General features: G+C 44.4%; 15 protein-coding genes and 5 pseudogenes. 7 read left to right on the plus strand and 13 right to left on the minus strand.

Going from position 1 to position 16,935, the window contains the following annotated elements:
* The 8 genes and pseudogenes from vanA to JSQ80_RS30225 form a co-directional block, all read right to left on the minus strand.
* Window positions 1–1,032 carry a D-alanine--(R)-lactate ligase gene (vanA, locus tag JSQ80_RS26470; RefSeq protein ID WP_206097809.1) on the minus strand — a complete coding sequence of 344 codons (1,032 nt, stop codon included), beginning with the start codon at window positions 1,030–1,032 and terminating at the stop codon, window positions 1–3.
* On the minus strand, window positions 1,025–1,993 hold the full coding sequence (gene vanH, locus JSQ80_RS26475; protein WP_206097810.1) for a D-lactate dehydrogenase VanH: 969 nt from the start codon (window positions 1,991–1,993) through the stop codon (window positions 1,025–1,027). The genes vanA and vanH overlap by 8 nt, the downstream gene beginning before the upstream one ends.
* 373 nt (window positions 1,994–2,366) lie before the next feature.
* A pseudogene (locus JSQ80_RS26480) lies at window positions 2,367–2,870 on the minus strand (VanW family protein); the annotation flags it as partial.
* Window positions 2,871–3,061: 191 nt separating this feature from the next.
* Window positions 3,062–4,216 (minus strand): vancomycin resistance histidine kinase VanS, encoded by a 1,155-nt coding sequence (gene vanS, locus JSQ80_RS26485; protein WP_206097811.1) that lies wholly within the window; start codon window positions 4,214–4,216, stop codon window positions 3,062–3,064.
* Window positions 4,206–4,901 (minus strand): vancomycin resistance response regulator transcription factor VanR-A, encoded by a 696-nt coding sequence (gene vanR-A, locus JSQ80_RS26490; protein ID WP_064019550.1) that lies wholly within the window; start codon window positions 4,899–4,901, stop codon window positions 4,206–4,208. Before vanR-A ends, vanS begins: the two co-directional genes overlap by 11 nt.
* A 504-nt stretch (window positions 4,902–5,405) precedes the next feature.
* Window positions 5,406–5,516, minus strand: a pseudogene (locus JSQ80_RS29335) (GNAT family N-acetyltransferase); the annotation flags it as partial.
* 427 nt (window positions 5,517–5,943) lie between these two features.
* The gene (locus JSQ80_RS26495; RefSeq protein WP_206097812.1) at window positions 5,944–6,690 is read right to left on the minus strand and encodes a hypothetical protein; all 747 of its coding nucleotides are present in this window, start codon (window positions 6,688–6,690) and stop codon (window positions 5,944–5,946) included.
* Window positions 6,691–7,191: 501 nt separating this feature from the next.
* A pseudogene (locus JSQ80_RS30225) lies at window positions 7,192–7,410 on the minus strand (transposase family protein); the annotation flags it as partial.
* Here JSQ80_RS30225 and JSQ80_RS26505 point away from each other — a divergent pair.
* Entirely contained in the window at window positions 7,377–8,597 is a 1,221-nt protein-coding gene (locus JSQ80_RS26505) for an IS256 family transposase (RefSeq protein WP_206097813.1), read from the plus strand. The pseudogene JSQ80_RS30225 and the gene JSQ80_RS26505 overlap by 34 nt on opposite strands.
* 176 nt (window positions 8,598–8,773) lie before the next feature.
* Here the strand turns inward: JSQ80_RS26505 and JSQ80_RS26510 are convergent, their stop codons facing one another.
* Window positions 8,774–9,313, minus strand: coding sequence for a hypothetical protein (locus JSQ80_RS26510; protein ID WP_206097814.1), 540 nt, complete (start codon window positions 9,311–9,313; stop codon window positions 8,774–8,776).
* Between the two features lie 99 nt (window positions 9,314–9,412).
* On the opposite strand from JSQ80_RS26510, the gene JSQ80_RS26515 reads away from it, so the two are divergent.
* The 5 genes and pseudogenes from JSQ80_RS26515 (at window position 9,413) to JSQ80_RS26530 (ending at window position 12,285) form a co-directional block, all read left to right on the plus strand.
* A complete protein-coding gene (locus JSQ80_RS26515; protein WP_206097815.1) occupies window positions 9,413–9,817 on the plus strand; it encodes a tetratricopeptide repeat protein in 405 nt (134 codons plus the stop codon).
* Window positions 9,768–10,127: pseudogene (locus tag JSQ80_RS26520) on the plus strand (alpha/beta fold hydrolase); the annotation flags it as partial. The gene JSQ80_RS26515 and the pseudogene JSQ80_RS26520, both read left to right, overlap by 50 nt.
* 433 nt (window positions 10,128–10,560) lie before the next feature.
* Window positions 10,561–10,965, plus strand: a complete 405-nt coding sequence (locus JSQ80_RS26525) for a RidA family protein (RefSeq protein WP_206097817.1) — start codon at window positions 10,561–10,563, stop codon at window positions 10,963–10,965.
* Window positions 10,966–11,074: 109 nt separating this feature from the next.
* Window positions 11,075–11,206 carry a hypothetical protein gene (locus JSQ80_RS29600; RefSeq protein ID WP_272491216.1) on the plus strand — a complete coding sequence of 44 codons (132 nt, stop codon included), beginning with the start codon at window positions 11,075–11,077 and terminating at the stop codon, window positions 11,204–11,206.
* Between the two features lie 329 nt (window positions 11,207–11,535).
* Window positions 11,536–12,285, plus strand: a complete 750-nt coding sequence (locus JSQ80_RS26530; protein WP_206097818.1) for an MBL fold metallo-hydrolase — start codon at window positions 11,536–11,538, stop codon at window positions 12,283–12,285.
* Between the two features lie 63 nt (window positions 12,286–12,348).
* Here JSQ80_RS26530 and murC read toward each other — a convergent pair whose 3' ends face one another.
* From murC to JSQ80_RS26545, 3 genes and pseudogenes are all read right to left on the minus strand, one after another.
* On the minus strand, window positions 12,349–13,641 hold the full coding sequence (gene murC / locus JSQ80_RS26535) for a UDP-N-acetylmuramate--L-alanine ligase (protein WP_206097819.1): 1,293 nt from the start codon (window positions 13,639–13,641) through the stop codon (window positions 12,349–12,351).
* 172 nt (window positions 13,642–13,813) lie between these two features.
* Entirely contained in the window at window positions 13,814–14,014 is a 201-nt protein-coding gene (locus tag JSQ80_RS30140; protein WP_206097820.1) for a DUF4367 domain-containing protein, read from the minus strand.
* Between the two features lie 22 nt (window positions 14,015–14,036).
* A pseudogene (locus JSQ80_RS26545) lies at window positions 14,037–14,510 on the minus strand (RNA polymerase sigma factor); the annotation flags it as partial.
* A gap of 537 nt (window positions 14,511–15,047) precedes the next feature.
* Here JSQ80_RS26545 and JSQ80_RS26550 point away from each other — a divergent pair.
* Window positions 15,048–16,271: an AraC family transcriptional regulator gene (locus JSQ80_RS26550; RefSeq protein WP_336245857.1), complete on the plus strand. Its 1,224-nt coding sequence runs from the start codon at window positions 15,048–15,050 to the stop codon at window positions 16,269–16,271.
* 216 nt (window positions 16,272–16,487) lie between these two features.
* Here JSQ80_RS26550 and JSQ80_RS26555 read toward each other — a convergent pair whose 3' ends face one another.
* Window positions 16,488–16,931, minus strand: coding sequence for a MarR family winged helix-turn-helix transcriptional regulator (locus tag JSQ80_RS26555; RefSeq protein WP_206097821.1), 444 nt, complete (start codon window positions 16,929–16,931; stop codon window positions 16,488–16,490).
* Window positions 16,932–16,935 lie beyond the last annotated feature (4 nt).

The following is a 16,935-nucleotide window of genomic DNA, read 5'->3' on the forward strand; positions in this document are numbered from 1 at the left end:
TCACCCCTTTAACGCTAATACGATCAGGCGGTCAATCAGTTCGGGAAGCGTTATACCTGCAGCGACCATCATACGGGGATAACGGCTGTATGACGTGAAACCGGGCAGGGTATTGACTTCGTTAAGTACAATGCGGCCGTTATCTTGTAAAAACATATCAACACGGGCAAGACCTCTACAGCCGAGCGCCTTATATATTTTTTTTGCCGTTTCCCGTATCCGTCCTCGCTCCTCTGCCGACAGGTCTGCGGGAATGGTTATAACTGCGTTTTCAGAGCCTTTTTCCGGCTCGGCTTCCTGATGAATACGAAAGATACCGTGCTGCAGCCTGATTTGGTCCACCTCGCCAACAATCAACTCGGAACTGTTTCCCAATACGGCACAACCGACCTCACAGCCCAAAACAGCCTGCTCAATTAAGATTTTGCTGTCATATTGTCTTGCCGATTCAATTGCGGCGTCCAATTCGTCCGCGCCATTGACTTTTTTCACGCCATAGGATGAGCCTGAACGCGCCGGCTTAACAAAAACAGGATAGGTAAACGCATCTGCCGCCGGCCTATCGTCTTTATTAATAACCCAAAATTCGGGAGTAGCTATGCCATCGTTTTTCGCAATGATGTATGCCAGCGATTTGTCCATACACACCGCCGAGCTTTGAATATCACAGCCTACATAGGGGATGCCGGACAATTCAAATAAACCTTGTATGGCGCCGTCTTCACCCGATTTGCCGTGCAAAACCGAAAATGCCGCATCTATACGCTGTATTTGATATCCCTTATCCCGCATGACAAGCAGCCCGTGCATTCTTTTGTCCGGAGAAAGCACTGCCGAACGGCAGTTTTCGTTGTCCCAATCCATGCATGGCTTTTCGCACATTTTCCAAACGCCGGATCGGGTTATTCCAATGTATATTGGCTCATATTTTTCTGTGTTAATGTTGTTGGCAATCTCTTTCGCTGATTTTACCGACACATCATGTTCCTCTGAGCAGCCCCCAAACAGGATGGCTATTTTTAATCTATACAAGTGTCTCTCTCCTCTCAAATTCCAGACAGTTCTTGATTGTATTTTCAACGGTATCACGCAACGCCTGTTCGGTATAGTAAGCCGTATGCGGCGTGATTATCACGTTCGGCATCCTTTGAAGTTTCAGTAAAAATTGATTATCAATTGGTTTTTGTGTGCAATCAAAGTAGAAAAGCCCTTCCTCTCCCTCCAATACATCCAATGCGGCGCCGCCCAGTTTTCCGTTTTCCAATGCTTTAACCAGCACATCGGTATCTATAAGCCCGCCTCGCGCTGTATTGATAAGAAACGCGCCCTGTTTCATTGCTTTAATCTGTTCGCGACCGATCATATGGTATGTGTCCGCGCTAAGCGGTACGTGAATGGTAAGAATGTCGCTTTTTTGCAGCAATTCATTGAGGGACACATAATTTGCCGCCGCCTCTTTGTTGTGACCATACGCCAGCACATGACATCCAAATCCCCGCAGTCGCTCAATAACCGCCTTGCCTATATGACCGGTTCCCAGCACGCCGACTGTCATGTCGCGCAGTACCTTGCCACGGACGCTGTCCAGCCTGAAATCATGTTTTTCCACAGAGCGCACAATAGATTTCGCGTTGCGTACTGCCATGAGCATCAGCATCAATGTATAATCGGCAACGCTATCCGGTGAATATGTCACGTTCCCGACAGCAATACCCATACTTTCCGCGGCCTTCATGTCTATGTGATTGTAACCAATACTTCGAGTAGAGATATATTTGACGCCGGATTCCTTCAACGCAAGAAGAATGGATTCGGAAATCTCAGATTTGTGCCCCACGCTGATACATTGATTTCCAGGGGCTAACATTACGTTGGTTTCTGATACGGCAGAGCTTGTAATGGCAGGTATAACGCCAAAGCGCGGCGAAAGTTCCTTGAACACATCAGCCTCATCCTGCTCACATCCATAAATGGTAATGCCGATGTTTTTCATAATTAAGACCATTCCTTTCTGCGAAAGGCACCAATAAGAAATAAAACGGGGATGCCGATCGCGGTAAATTGAAACATATCTACAACATTCTCAAAAAGAATGAACCTTACAATCCTGACCTCTACCGCAGCGGACAAGCCGCCCGCTCACCGTGAGGTTTCTGTGGATGAGGCCATCTTTATCCTTCAGCGGCAGGGTTATTTAATTACAGCTCCTGCCACTTGATTCCAGGCCTTTTTTCAAGGCCGCTGTCCGGCGGTCTGCTTTGTTGTACCGTTTTTCGATTCCGGCTAATTCGTAATTATTTCAAACTTTTTTCGCCTCCTTGATTTCCACGTTCTCCGGCAGGGGATAGCAGATTTTACATTTGTTAGTCCACCCCTTTGATCTCGTCACTGTTTGGTTCGGGAAACTCCTTGACCTCGTGGCCGCTCCGCTCGGTGACCGTCAGCGGCGTGTGCAGAAACATCCAAAACAGCAGATTGCTCATTTGACACAAGCCGCCGCCCGGCGCGGTAGTGAGTTTGCCATTTGTCACCGTAAGACCGTCTTTATAGGGAATATGCTTGTCCGCATGGCGTACAAGACGCCAAAAGGAAAAGGTTTCGCCCGGTCTTATCAAAAGGCCGTTCAGTGTCTTTGCCGCCAGCTTCAGGTTAAACACCTTGTTTTCCTAATACGCCATATCAAAGCCGGTATTGCCGTTGTATAACGCGCAGCCCGCTTCAAAGAGCTTATAAGGAAGCTGCTTCCCGTCAATGGTTTCCGCGTAGCGGCGGCCATCAAACCGCATCCCGGCATAAAAACACATTTTCCGCTGCATTACCCTGACCGGCAACAGGAAAGGGAATATTTGTGTCACTCTTTTTCTACCTATGTGAGCACCTGCCTTGTATTTTAATCCACGTATAACTTGTCATATCCTTCTCTGGCGAAACGAAAAAAGCCCGTTCTTACGGTTTTAAGTCTACCGCGTAAGAACGAGCCGTTTTTTAATATTAAATTGCTAATTTCCTAAGAAAAAGTAAAGATAACCTTGAGATTTTCCTAAGAAACGATATTCATTTCTTAGGAACTCCTTTTATCAACCAAGTCTGGCAAGGCCGGAAGCTCTACCGTAAACGTCGTGTAGTTATCATTGCTTTCCGCGTAAATCTGCCCGCCATGCTGAACAATGATTTCTTTTGCAATCGCCAATCCAAGTCCCGCGCCGCCCGTATCGGAAGAACGGGCATCGTCCAGCCTGTAAAACTTTTCAAATATGGCAGCGAGCTTATCTTTGGGGATGCTTCCTGCGTTCTTGAAAACGATGGACACCACATCCCCGGAGAGGCCCGCCGTAATGTCAATGACGCTGTTGTCCTCGCTGTATGCAGCGGCGTTTTTCAAAATGTTGTTAAAGACCCTCGCCAGCTTATCGGAGTCGCCGGTTACGGTCAAATCCTCGGAAGCATGGATAACCGCCTGTTTTCCATTCGCGGCAAGCTGCGGATAAAATTCATCGGTCATCTGCACCAGCATATAGTATAGGTCTATGTGCTTTTTCGTGAGCGTAATCGTTTGGAGGTTATACCGCGTAATCTCAAAAAACTCATCGATTAGCTGTTCGAGGCGATACGCTTTGTCCAACGTGATATGCACATACTTTGCCTTTTGCTCTACCGGCATGTCTGGCGCCTCGTCAAGCAGGCTCAGATAACCGATAACGGATGTAAGGGGCGTTTTAATATCGTGCGCCAAGTACATAACAACGTCATTTTTTCTTTGTTCGGCCAGCTTTGCATCCTGCTCTCGCTTTTCCAGAGTCCGTTTTAATGTGTTGAGCTTCTGTTCCATGAACTCCATTTCCGCAGAAAGCTCAATTTGTTTATCTTCGTTCTGAATAAGTATATCAATGCCGGTATTTATCTCGTCAAAGTATTTTGCAAATTTTGAAAGCATGACGCGGCATAGAATAAGAATACTAATGGCAATCGCCACATAAATAAAGATTTCTATATTGTTCCGTATAGTATACTGATATATTATCATCGCGTCCTGACGCTCTAAGTGATAACTGTTTTCCAAAAAACGTACGATCCACTCCCCAAGTGTCCCCTTGATAAATAAACGCAAAAACAACACGAATACAACTGCTGCCATAACAATCACAACGATATACTGGTAGAGTTTTCGTTTTAGTTTGGAATAATCGGTTTTTTTATTCTTATTTTTATTTTTCAATTTTATAGCCAACCCCCCATACCGTTTTTATATACTTCGGATTATCAATGGTGTCGTTCATTTTTTCGCGCAGATGCCGGATATGCACGGTGATGGTGTTGTTGCTCTTGCTGAAATATTCGTCGCCCCATATCTCATGAAATAACTGCTCGGAGCTAACCACATTCCCCTTGTTTTCACAGAGGATGCGCAGGATTGAAAACTCGGTGGGAGTGAGGGATAACTGCTTCTCGTTCAGAAAACACTCATGCGTGTTTATATTAATGACAAGGCCGGAGTGGACGATAACATTTTCGTTCTGCTCCGTTACTCCATTGTATTTTTTGTATCGGCGCAACTGCGCCTTGACCCGCGCAATTAACTCCAGCGGGCGAAAGGGCTTCGTTATATAATCGTCCGCGCCGATTGTTAGCCCTGTAATTTTATCTACCTCCGTATCTTTCGCGGTCAGCATGATAATTGGATAGGTGTGCTTGTCCCTTATTTTTTGGCAGATAGCGAGGCCGCTTGCGCCGGGAAGCATGATGTCCAATATGGCAAGGTCAAGATCGGTCTTGTCTATACATTCCAACGCTTCTTTGGCGGTATAGTATTTGAAAACCGTATAATTCTCGTTTTTCAAGTATAGCTCAACCAAATCGGCAATTTCATGTTCATCGTCCACAACAAGTATTTTATCGCTCATAGTTATCAACTCTCCTTTATGGATTTGCTTTTCTCAATCGGAATCTTTTCCGAATATATAGTATTTATAATCACTGGAATCCGCTTATCCACGTAGGATATCCGCTGATTTCCATAAATGTGATTCTAATTCTTGTAGTGTTAATTTGCTCAATGTATTTTCGCTCCTCATTGTGTCAATTTTCCTATATGAGTCTATTGTAATAAAAAGTCATTTTAAAAAGTAATTTTTTTGTAAATGTTGTTTATTGGTTCACAAAAAAAACTTTCTTGGATGAATACTCTATACAAATCCAGTTTACATAATGAAAAATTTTCGGAAGTTCCCAAACACAAAACCCCTTGGCACCCAAGGGGTTTCAGCATGTCTGCATTAAACGTTTATGCAGAATTTTATACAACGCCTATAAGTCAACGTTTTTGGCTTTGGAAGAAGTCCTAGAAGTTGCATATATATAGGAGGGTTTTATGCAACTTTAATGCACTACCCAAGTGCATTAAAGTTTTAATTATTTGTTTTTAGGTGTTCCCACTCTTCTCTCAATATTCCCATTCTAATGGAGTCATAATATTTACCGTTAACCAGTCTACACTTTCTTAGTCTTCCTTCTAACTTACAATATGGCCCGTTTGTTCAATAAAAAGAAGGCTGCCGCAGAAACCCTTTGTTTCACAAAAGGTACCATTGGGAAATTTCTGTACAAAATTATCCGTTAACATCCGTCTATTTATGTACAATAAAATAATTATGTACACGCAGATAAATTAATAAAAACACATGGCATATAAGCAAATGGATATATTTTAAAATAATGTACATGAGCATTTATGGAGATACCTTTGGGTCACCGATATGCTCCTCAGATTCAAACGGTTTGCTTGTATCATCTAGTAGCACAGGTTTGATATACATAAACCATCACCCACTTAAGCGTAACAAAGTCTGGAGGGGGAAACTATCGGTAGTTGATGGTAAGTGTCTATTGAAAACCAATATGATGAGTATTATAGCCACTCTTATAAAGAAATAATGAATAGAAAGATTATATATTTTTGCGCTCTAATTCTAATAGATGAAACAGCGCATCACGAATCATAGGACTAATTTCCGATAACCTTCCGTTATCAATGATTTTCCCCGCATATTTCCCCGTACTTTCCATAAGAAACTCTGCAAATGGTTCAATGTTTTCTTGAGCTATTGCATCACTTCGCAATAAAGATTCCATTCTCTTTTGGGGTGCCCATTGATCAATTTTAAATGAAATCTCCCAGAGTGCTTTTAAACATTGCAATTGTGAATCATGATATGGAACCTTTCGATGAAGCATATCAAAAAAGGCACCAAAATCATCTAAATATCGAAACGGCCAACCAGTTTGATGATTACATTCATAAAAATTCTTTATAAAGGCTGACAAAAAGTCATTAATGGATTCATTTACGACAGAAATGTACTCAGCAAGGCGTTCATTATCCCAATTGAACAATTGCACAATAGGATGCAAATAGTCACTGAAAACATGATCTATTATTTTTGCATCCAAGACAAATCTATGGAACTCCCACCAGTCGATCGCTGACTTATTACTTTCTAGGTATTGCTTCATCGTTTGATACTTAGGTGCTTTTATTGTTTTAAGGTATAAGCCTTTTAACCTTTCATACTGTTCAATAAACTCTTCAATATCATTGTGACGATCTGCAGGATCCTCTTGAACTGCTTTCTCAATCAAAGCCCGAAATTTCGCAGTTGAGTTTATTATTAAAGGATCTTTTCCCGTTATCACAAAATACAGCAACTTTCCAAGAGAATAGATGTCACTGTGTTTCGTTGCTTCGCCTAAACGATCGAATTGTTCCGGAGCAACATAATACTGTTGACCATACGCACCTACTGATTAAGAAAAATTGGATAGACTTTCGCAATCCTTCCCGAGTCCAAAATCACTTACCATAGCCACTTGATGCTCCGATACAAGTTCAGATCCGTCTTCATTTCAAGAATGACCGGGTACGAACTGGTGAACCAGCCTACCTCCGGCTGACATCCAAATACGACAATTTGGTTTCTCTGACCGGGCATTCGGGACGAAGCACAATGACCTGACTGCGGTTGGGATGGCGGTTCAGGGGTAAAACGGAATCGAGTCGGGCGTAGTGAAGCGAAGCGTACTGGGTGTACCAGTTTGCGGGCGAACTGTGGTACTTATCCTGCCGGCAGATAATCCACTGCAAAGCCAGTACGCAGTTTCGAGGGCGGCCGAGTACAGCTTTGTTATATTCCCTCGCTTCCCGTGGATCGGTAAGTCCATAAAAAGCTGTTCTCTGTTACTGTGTTTGTATAGATTTGCAACGCAACCACAATGAGGACATGACGAAGGTGGAGAGTTCGTCTCCACCGAGTCTGTAAAATAGATTGTGTAAACTCCAAAACCTACTAAAATGGAAGTAGAAGAAAGGTTGTGGAGAACACATGGGACTGTGGACGAAAGAGCAACTGCGAGCATTTATCAAAGAGAATAATCTGGTCACCGCTCAGGATGCGCAAAATGCCCTGAAAGACCTCTTTGCCGAAACGATCCAGGAAATGCTGGAGGCTGAGATGGACACGCATCTGGGATACGAAAAGCATCAGACCAAGAATAAGGCAACGACAAATAGCCGGAATGGCAAAAGCCGTAAAACCATCACGAGCGAATACGGTGAGCAGGAAATCACCGTTCCACGCGATCGTCATAGCGATTTCGATCCGCTCGTTGTCAAGAAGCACCAATCCAACGTGACGGGGATTGAAGACCAGATTATTGCGCTCTACGCCAAAGGAGTAAGTACGCGAGATATCCAAGACCACCTAAACAACCTGTACGGAATCGACGTCTCACCGACGCTCATTTCCAACGTGACTAACAAAATCATGCCACTCATTAAGGAGCGGCAGAATCGGCCGCTTCAGAGCGTGTATGCCGTTGTCTTTCTTGATGCCATTCACTTTAAGGTGAAGCAAGAAGGCGCCATTGTCAACAAGGCTGCGTACATGGTCATCGGCATCGATCTTGACGGTAACAAGGACGTGCTGGGCATGTGGATCGGCGAGAATGAGTCCGCCAAGTTTTGGCTCAGCGTACTCAATGAGTTGAAGAATCGTGGTGTACAAGACATTCTGATCACCTGTGTGGACAACCTGACCGGCTTCTCTCAGGCCATTACGGCTTGCTATCCACAGACCGAAATTCAGAAGTGCATCATCCACCAAATCCGTAATTCCACGCGATACGTTTCCTATAAAGACCTCAAGAAGGTAACGGCGGATCTTAAACCGATCTACAAGGCCACAACGGAAGAAGCTGCTCTTGTTGAGCTCGATCGCTTCGAAGAAATCTGGGGAACAAAGTATCCACTCATCGTTCGTTCCTGGCGTAACAATTGGGCGGAGTTAGCAACCTTCTTCAAGTATCCTCCGGAAATTCGAAAGCTTATCTATACCACGAATATGATCGAAAGCTATCATCGTCAGCTGCGCAAAGTAACAAAGGGCAAGAGTATTTTTCCGTCGGACGAAGCCTTGCTCAAAATGCTCTATCTCTCGACGATGGATGTTGTTCGCAAATGGACGGGGCGTGTACAGAATTGGGGGCAAATGCTGCTCCAGTTCTCTGTATTCTTTCCAGATCGGGTCGGTCAACATTTACGCTAAGGAGTTAATCCCCCCTCCGAAGGGGAGTTTCTTATAAATGAGTTTACACATATTTCTTGACAGACCCGGAAAGTTCGTCTCCACCTTAATTTGAAAGTCATGTTCATTTTCCCCAACACTCAAAATAGTAAAGTGTACCAATTTAAGTAAGTCCATTAGCTAACAATCCAATCTGCTTAATATGCATTACTTAAGCGAGATAAAACCTTATTGCAATTGTCGTGCCATTGAAAGTCTTCACTGACTTTTTTTCTTAATTCTCTTAAAAGCTCATATTCTTCGACATCTAATCTATTGGTTGTCAACTGGATTTTAAATTCATCAGATGCCCTTACATCTATTATTTCTTTAACTTTAACAATCCATGTCTCAGAATCGGACGATTTGCTTCTAATTAACTTGTAAGCCTCCCAAAGAATCATCGTTAGCATACGTTCTCTGGCGGCCGTAGAGGCTTCGACTACATTCTCACCATATTTTTCTGTTAATGATGGGTGATTCTGATGATAAAGGAGAAGGTAAGTTTCATACATATCTTTAAATTCTTGAACAGTGTATTCTTCATATTTTTCAAGCTCTATACGTGAAGCTAAATTCGATAAAGAATTAAGTTTCTCTATCCTAATTTTACGTTGTTTTAAACTGTTTGATACTTTAATGAAAATAGCAAAGACCAATAAAAAGAAAAAGATCATTAGTAAAATTTCGATAAACATTGGATCATCTCATCACCTTTCCTATATATTGCTTGGATATATTGTTATGAAGAAGATGAGGACACAAAAGCTATTGGTTTATTAAGCCATATCAAATGTTTGATTGAATTAGGAAATTCAATTGAGGCAAAAACAAAGCTTGATAAATTTTCAAAAGATGACGATGAGTTTGTCGGTGAAGTTGATGTAGCAGATTTATATGTAGAGTTGGGTTGTTTTAAAGAAGCTGCTGAGTGGTTTGAAAAGGGTTGGGATATTTACTGGAAACAACCTAGTTGGATTAGTCGATATATTTATTCACTGTTCGAACTAAATCATTCAGCTCGTGCTCATGAAATACTGAATGAAGTTATTAAGCAAAAAATAGAAGATATCAAAGAAGCCAATGATGACGAAGATGATGGAGATTGGTCAGAAAGCGACAAGCAAGCCTATATTAAGAATTTACTTGATGAAAAGATTCGTTCATATGTGTATTCGTATGGGAGCCCAAAGTTTTTATGACTATACCTATGATGCGGCTTACATGTGGGAAGGTGTATATGCGAATATGCCAATTATTGATCACCTGTGGGGAGAAGCATTCGGAGAGTTGAATCTTATACAATCACTGGCCAGCTTCAATAAACCGGTATTTGTTGGTTTAGGCAGATATGATTATTTGGTAGCGCCTGTTTCACTTTGGAATTCTGTTGATGATACGTATGAGAACGTAAAGAAGGTGATCTTTGAGTACAGTGGTCACAATCCTATGTTTGAAGAACCCCAATCCTTTGACAGGGAACTAATCAAGTGGAGTCGTGAAGGCAAATAAGGATTTCATTCATAAGGTAACGAGAAGGGGCTATCCCTAAGTCATCTTTAAACTGACTTTTGGGGCATAGCCCCTTTTCATGGAAGCTGATCCACTCCTACAGGAACCAACGTCGCCCCGTCCCTTTCGCACGTTCGGATTGCAGTGGATTAACGATCGTCAATTTTAAACATTACTTGTAACTTGCTTTCATGTTATAATGCTATTATGCCGCTGTAAGATATTTTCTTTTAAATATGAAGGAGGGAATACCTGATGAAAAAGAGAGCGATTACATATTTATCTTTTGGTATTGGGTATTCTACTGCTGTTTTTTTCTAGAATTGATTATTGACGGGATAAGTCTGTCAAAAATTCAGAGAATATAAAAAACAGTGAAAATAGATAACATATCCTCCGTAGTCTATTTTCTATTTAAAAGGAGAGCTTACAAATGAAAAACACAAAGCATAATGTCATTCAAAGATATAATCCAGAAAATATTGCGAAACCTGTTGGGAACTATAGTCATGTCACAAAAATAAGCAGAAATGCCGAGATGTTTGTGTTTTCTGGTCAAATTGGTATTGATCACAACGATAATATCCCTGCAGATTTTAATCAACAAGTAACAAACACAATGAGCAATATTGTTGATATCCTTGCTTCTCAACATTTGACTCCTGATCATGTAATTAAAATCAACATTTGGGCCACTGAAGAAATTGATTGGGATCATTTCGATGAAATTTGGAATAAAGTATTCGGTGCCACTCCCCCTTCAATGACGATCGCTTATATTAAAGGGTTAGGTTTGCCTGAATTAAAAATTGAATTGGATGTTTGGGCTGCTGGCTGATTTTTAAAGTCCAAGAAGTGACGATGTGATATTATCCCCTCATGGTAGACAGTAATAAAGAGCTCATATTGTGATGAGTTCAAAGACTGTAGATCGGAGGGGATTATTCATGTCTAAAAAAGAACGCTCCATTAATGCCAAAATTACGGACGCACAATTCGAATATAACGAGATCATACATAAATTCCCGGTTATTCCATTCGCTTGCGTGTGGTGTCAGCATCGCTGTTCTACCACCTAGTGGAAGTTACTTTATTGTTGTTGATTGCATTTGAACATCTCTCTTTCCTGAACAAGTGGGAGAGTGAGCGTAAGAGCTAAGATACAACTATCATCGCATGAAGACCCGTTGAAATAGGAGCTGTTCTCCCCGCCGTCCAGTCAGGGCTGTTTTGCAGCTATTGTTGCAGTTCGAGGGAGCGAGGAGTATGCCCCAAATAATATCTTGACAAAATAAAATAAATATGGTATGATTAAATATTTTATATTGACCAGAATGACGAAAATGTTTATGATATGAAATACTTACGCTCCAAAGCAACCATTTCATCTCATAACGGAGGAATGTGCATGATTATCGCGAACGGAATCGCCACGCTTGAAATTTCGGCTTTCATCATGGGAAAGAAGGACACCATTTACCCTACTTTGCTGTGGGACAAGGACACCGCGATTTTGGTAGATGCTTGCTATCCCGGTCAATTGCCGCTCATCCGCGAGGCCATGGAGCAGACCAACGTCCCCTTGGATAAGCTTGACACAGTCATCTTAACCCATCAAGACTTGGATCATATCGGTAGCTTGCCTTTGATGCTGAAGGAATCCCCTCGAAAGATCGAAGTGTTGGCCAGTGAAGTGGAGCGACCGTATATTCAAGGTGACAAGAGACTGCTGAAGCTCACAGCGGAGGCCGTTGAACAAGCTGACGCGATGCTTCCGCCCGATCTGCCCGAACAACTGCGATCCGCTTTCAAGGCCATGCTGGCCAACCCGCCGCAGGCTCAAGTTGACAGGACGTTGGCAGACGGCGATGTGCTCCCTTACTGTGGCGGAATCATCGTCATCGACACGCCGGGCCACACCCCTGGACATATCAGTCTGTATCATCAACCGAGCAAAAGCCTTATCGCCGGAGATGCCATGGTCATTGCCGACGGAGAATTGCATGGGCCCAATCCGCAATATTCGCTCGATATAGACACCGCAATAAGCTCTTTGAACAAGCTGGCGCAGTTCGAGATTGACACCGTCATCTGCTATCACGGAGGCGTGTTCCAAGGAAATGTCAACGAGCGCATTGCCCGGTTGGCTGCCGTGTAATCGAATCCTCTCATATATAACAAAGAACAAAGGGCGGAACCTCATCGGTTTCCGCCCTTTTCTTTATAACCGCACCAAGCTCTGCTGATATTTCTGGATATCTCCCGCGCCCATAAAGACAAGCACCGCATCTTCATAGGTGACCAAGCTGTTCACTGTGCTTTCCGAGATGAGCTGCGCATTCGGGATACGTTCGCGCAAATGTTCAATCGAAACGCTGCCTGCTCGTTCCCGGGCGGAGCCGAAGATTTGACATAGAAACACATCATCGGCGTCGCGCAAGGAGTGGGCAAAATCATCGAGCAGCCGTTCCAGCCGGCTGAATGTATGCGGTTGGAACACACTTACAATCCTCCTGCCGGGATACTTGCTCCGGGCCGCTTCAAGCGTCGCCCGTATTTCAGACGGATGATGCGCGTAGTCATCGATGACGACATTGCTTCTCCACTCGGTCTCGGTAAAGCGCCGCTTTACGCCAGTGAACGTAGCCATTTGCCGTCTGATTGCTTTCAAATCCAGACCCAGCGTAAGACTTACGCCGATGACCGCCAAAGCGTTGAGCACATTATGCCGGCCATACACCGGAATCGTAAACCTATCAAGCTTGGCATCACGCCAGTATACATCGAATGCGACTCCGCCGCTGACTATGGCGAGACCGGCCGCTCTTAATTCGTTGCGCTCGTCGAAGCCGTAATATAGCATCTTGTTCGCCGTCCGCAGCAGCCGCACCTGCGCGTCATCGCCGCATGCGACCAATTGTTTGCCGACGGAGGCAGCCATTTCTTCAAAGGCGTGCCGCACATCCTCCACATCAGCAAAATAGTCCGGATGATCAAAATCGATATTCGTAATGACGGCGATTTCCGGACGATAAGCGAGAAAATGCCGTTTGTATTCGCAGCTTTCGAATATGAAAAAGCGCGCACCAGCTTCCCCTCTGCCTGTCGCGTCTCCAATTAAGCTGCACGTTAGCTCGATGGAATGCAGCGCGTGAACCATCATGCCGGTCGTTGTCGTCTTGCCGTGCGACCCGGTGATCGCAATGCTCGTATAGCTCTTCATCCATTCCCCAAGAAAATGATGGTATCGCTGTATGGGAAGTCCCAAGCTCTTGCACCGTATTAAGCTCGGATGATCGTCACCGTACGCGTTCGAAGCAATGACGATCATGTCTGCTGATAATGGCGCGCTTCCAAAGGAGTACATCGGGATATTGCGCGCTTCCAGAGGCGTTTGTGTAAAAATTGCAGTATCGATGTCTTCCCCTTGAATCACATGTCCAAGATCATGCAGCATCTGTGCCAACGCACTCATGCCGCTGCCCTTTATCCCAATCAAATGATAGCTGCTCATTGTGACCCCCTATGAACGAATTCGCATGTCAATATTATATGTAGCAATCTAAATTGTGCGCTTGCCTACCTTAACGCATATTGACATTATACGAAATTACCTCCCCATTTCCAAATTGAATTCTTTAACGCGCACAAAAAAACCGGCCGCAGCCGGTGCAATCTTGTCTTGCTTACTTTTGCATCATATTTTCCGCTATCGTGACGAGTTCTTCTTTGGTAAGCTTACTGTCCTTGTTAATGGAAATTTCGTGCTTCACCTTATTTTCTTCCCATTGTAATGTTGTTGAATACAATGCTTTCGATCCTGTTCGATACAACGCTTCAATCCCGTTAATCGTTAATTTGGGCTTACATCGGTACTCTCTTGTCAATCGTTAAGATATTCTTTTATCTTCACATCTTCAAGAGTTTGTCTGGATTTACGCATGTCTCGTTCACCTCCCTGTCTTCCATCAGCTTCTTCAATTTCAGCTTGACCCGGCCGTATTTCTTCTTTGCCGCTTCCGCACCTTTTCCCAAAATCTCGCCGATTTCAGCAAATGATTTCTCCTCAAACACCCTCAGTACAAGTAAATTGCGCTCTTCTGCCGACAAACACGCCAAAGCCGAGGCCAGCGGTTCTCCGAACATCGTGTTCGTCAATGTCTGTTCGGCGCTCTCTGCAACTGTGTCCTGCTTGAACCACCACTTGAATTTATGTTGATTGCCGCGTTTGCGAATGAGGTTTAAACAATGGTGATACGCGATTTTGTACAGCCAAGAGGAAAAATTCACGGTTGGTTTATAAAATTCTATTTTTTCGTATGCCTTTACCAGAATGTCCTGAACAGCATCTTCCGCCTCATGCTTGCTTCCCAGCAAACGGCTGCAATATCGGTATTTGCCCCCTCCTTTCTAACTACTGTATAACACTTGAACGGCAGCAAAAAGGACACTTTATCATGCCGGATTTCAGGATATCGGCAGAATGTTTGTCTTCTGGCGCAGATCATTGCATATGTAAATTTGCTGATAATCGGCTTGATGAAAGTGAGGCTATTGCATATTCCTCCCCTTTCTTTTTGCACAAATCAAAATAAAGGCGTTGGGTTTGTCTATTGAGTAACCTTCAACGATACTATATGATAGTTTTATCGATAATGAGAATCATTATCTTTTAAATGTATATCGCTACTGGAGGAAGGCACGCTCAGCTACTATGAAGTGACGTTCACTGTCATCCTAGTTGGGAATCAGAATCATAAAACTTATACGGAAGACCTGTTGCCCGGCCGGCGCGAAATAACTGCATACCCCTTCTCCCGCCTGATGCATCTTATAGAGGAGCTATATAGCGAGAGGCATGGCAGATGCGATCTCGAATGGTATAAGCAGCATATGCGTTTTCAGGAGCTGATGGGGTTTGTGTTCGAGCATAACCTGCATTCAGAGCATTTGTTCAATCCGACGCAATCGGTGGAGAACACCATCCAACACATGCAGAGCAATTACATGAAGAACATCACCGTCAAGCAGCTTGCACAGCTAGCCAATGTGCCATATTGGCGCTACACTCCGATCTTTCAAGAATTGACGGGTAAAAAACCACTCGACTATTTAACGGAATTACGCATTAAGCGGTCCAAAGAATTGCTGCTCAGCTCGAACGAGCCGCTGCGGGAGATCGCCCATCGGGTGGGTTTTACAGATGAATATTATTTCAACCGCCGCTTCCGGCAGACGACAGGCGTTACGCCCAAGCAATACGCCCGGTTCATGCGCGGCAGAACCCAGGTCACAGACTGGACAGGGCATGAGGTGGAGATCCCTGCTCAGCCCAAGCGGGTCATTTATCATGGCGAAACGTTCGGTGACCTCCTCGCGCTTGGCGTGGAAGCGATCGGGGGGGCGTTTACCTGGATGCATGGCACGGTGTATGAAGACCAAGTGCGCAATGTGCAAGATGTCGGGTTCCCTATCAATTCCGAAAAGTCATTTACGCTTGAACCCGATTTAATAATCATTGCGGATACGGACGAAATGAAATACGACCGAATCTCTCGAATTGCGCCTACTGTCACGTTCGATTCATTTGCGCCACTCGACCAACGCCTGCTAACGCTAGGCAATTTGCTTGGCAGACAGCGCGAGGCCAAGCAATGGCTGGACATGCACAATGCCAAAGCAACCGCCATGTGGCAACAGCTGCAGGCCGCTATTCATCCAGGCGAGACGGCATCGGTCTATATTTACGAGCATGGGCATCGTTTGTTTGTCATGGGAACCGCGGGACTATCCTCGGCACTGTATCATCCTCTCGGATTCAAGCCAGGAGACAAAATCCAAAAAATATTGGATGCGGGACATGGGTTTATGGAAATTCCACCCGAACGGTTGTCTGCGTATGCCGGAGACCGGATTTTCATGCTGCTCTCCCACAATCCAGCATCCAGGCAGACGGCGAAGGATATGATGAACAGCTCTCTGTGGCACAGCCTTCCTGCGGTCCGCAACGGCCACGCCTATGTGTTGGAAGCGGCGAAATGGAACTCGGGCGATGCCTTGACCAGAGAGAGGCTGCTGGATATGCTGCCCCGACTGCTGCAAAGCAGCAGCGATATCGAGTATCGACAAGTAACAAATTCCTAATTTTTAAAACAAAATGAGGATTGAAAACCAATCGGATGCATACAACACGATGACTACAGTCACTTTATGACTGTAGTCATTTTTTTAGCGGAGCTGTCCCCATCAGTCTCGCTTCGTTACCCGCTCTTCACGTGTGGCGCAGCTGCTTGACACGCCATTCATCCGAATGAAGGTTTTAGCTCGTACTGGCTTGTGGCCACACGCCTAATGCGCGGCTTACGCCCGATCCATTCGCGCTGCAGCATAATGATGCCGCCGTTGCGCCGCGTTGTCCGTGTCCAGTTCGCATATGACGTGATGAAGCAATTCGTACAGCAGTTGAAATTCCTGCACGGATTCGTTCGTAAAATAACGTTGCGCCCATTTCTGTCTCTCGTCCCTCGCTGAGGCCGCAAGTTTGGTCCCGGTAAGCGTGAGCTTTACCGAAAACTCACTCTCCGGAACCCGCTGAATCAATCCGCTAATGATTAATCCATAAAGCGCTTCTTCAACCGATGGCCGGGACAGGGATAGACGATTCGCCAATTCATCCGCGGAGCTTGTTCCCTGTTCTTCGATTACTTCCAACAATACATATTTCGTGCCGAACGTTTTGCCGTTCATATACCTGTGCCATTTCCGGATAATTTGCCGTATCGCGAACAGCGATTGCGCATCCATGTCT

Origin of the sequence: Paenibacillus apiarius, assembly GCF_017052585.1 — a bacterium.
Classification (GTDB): Bacteria; Bacillota; Bacilli; order Paenibacillales; family Paenibacillaceae; genus Paenibacillus_B; species Paenibacillus_B apiarius.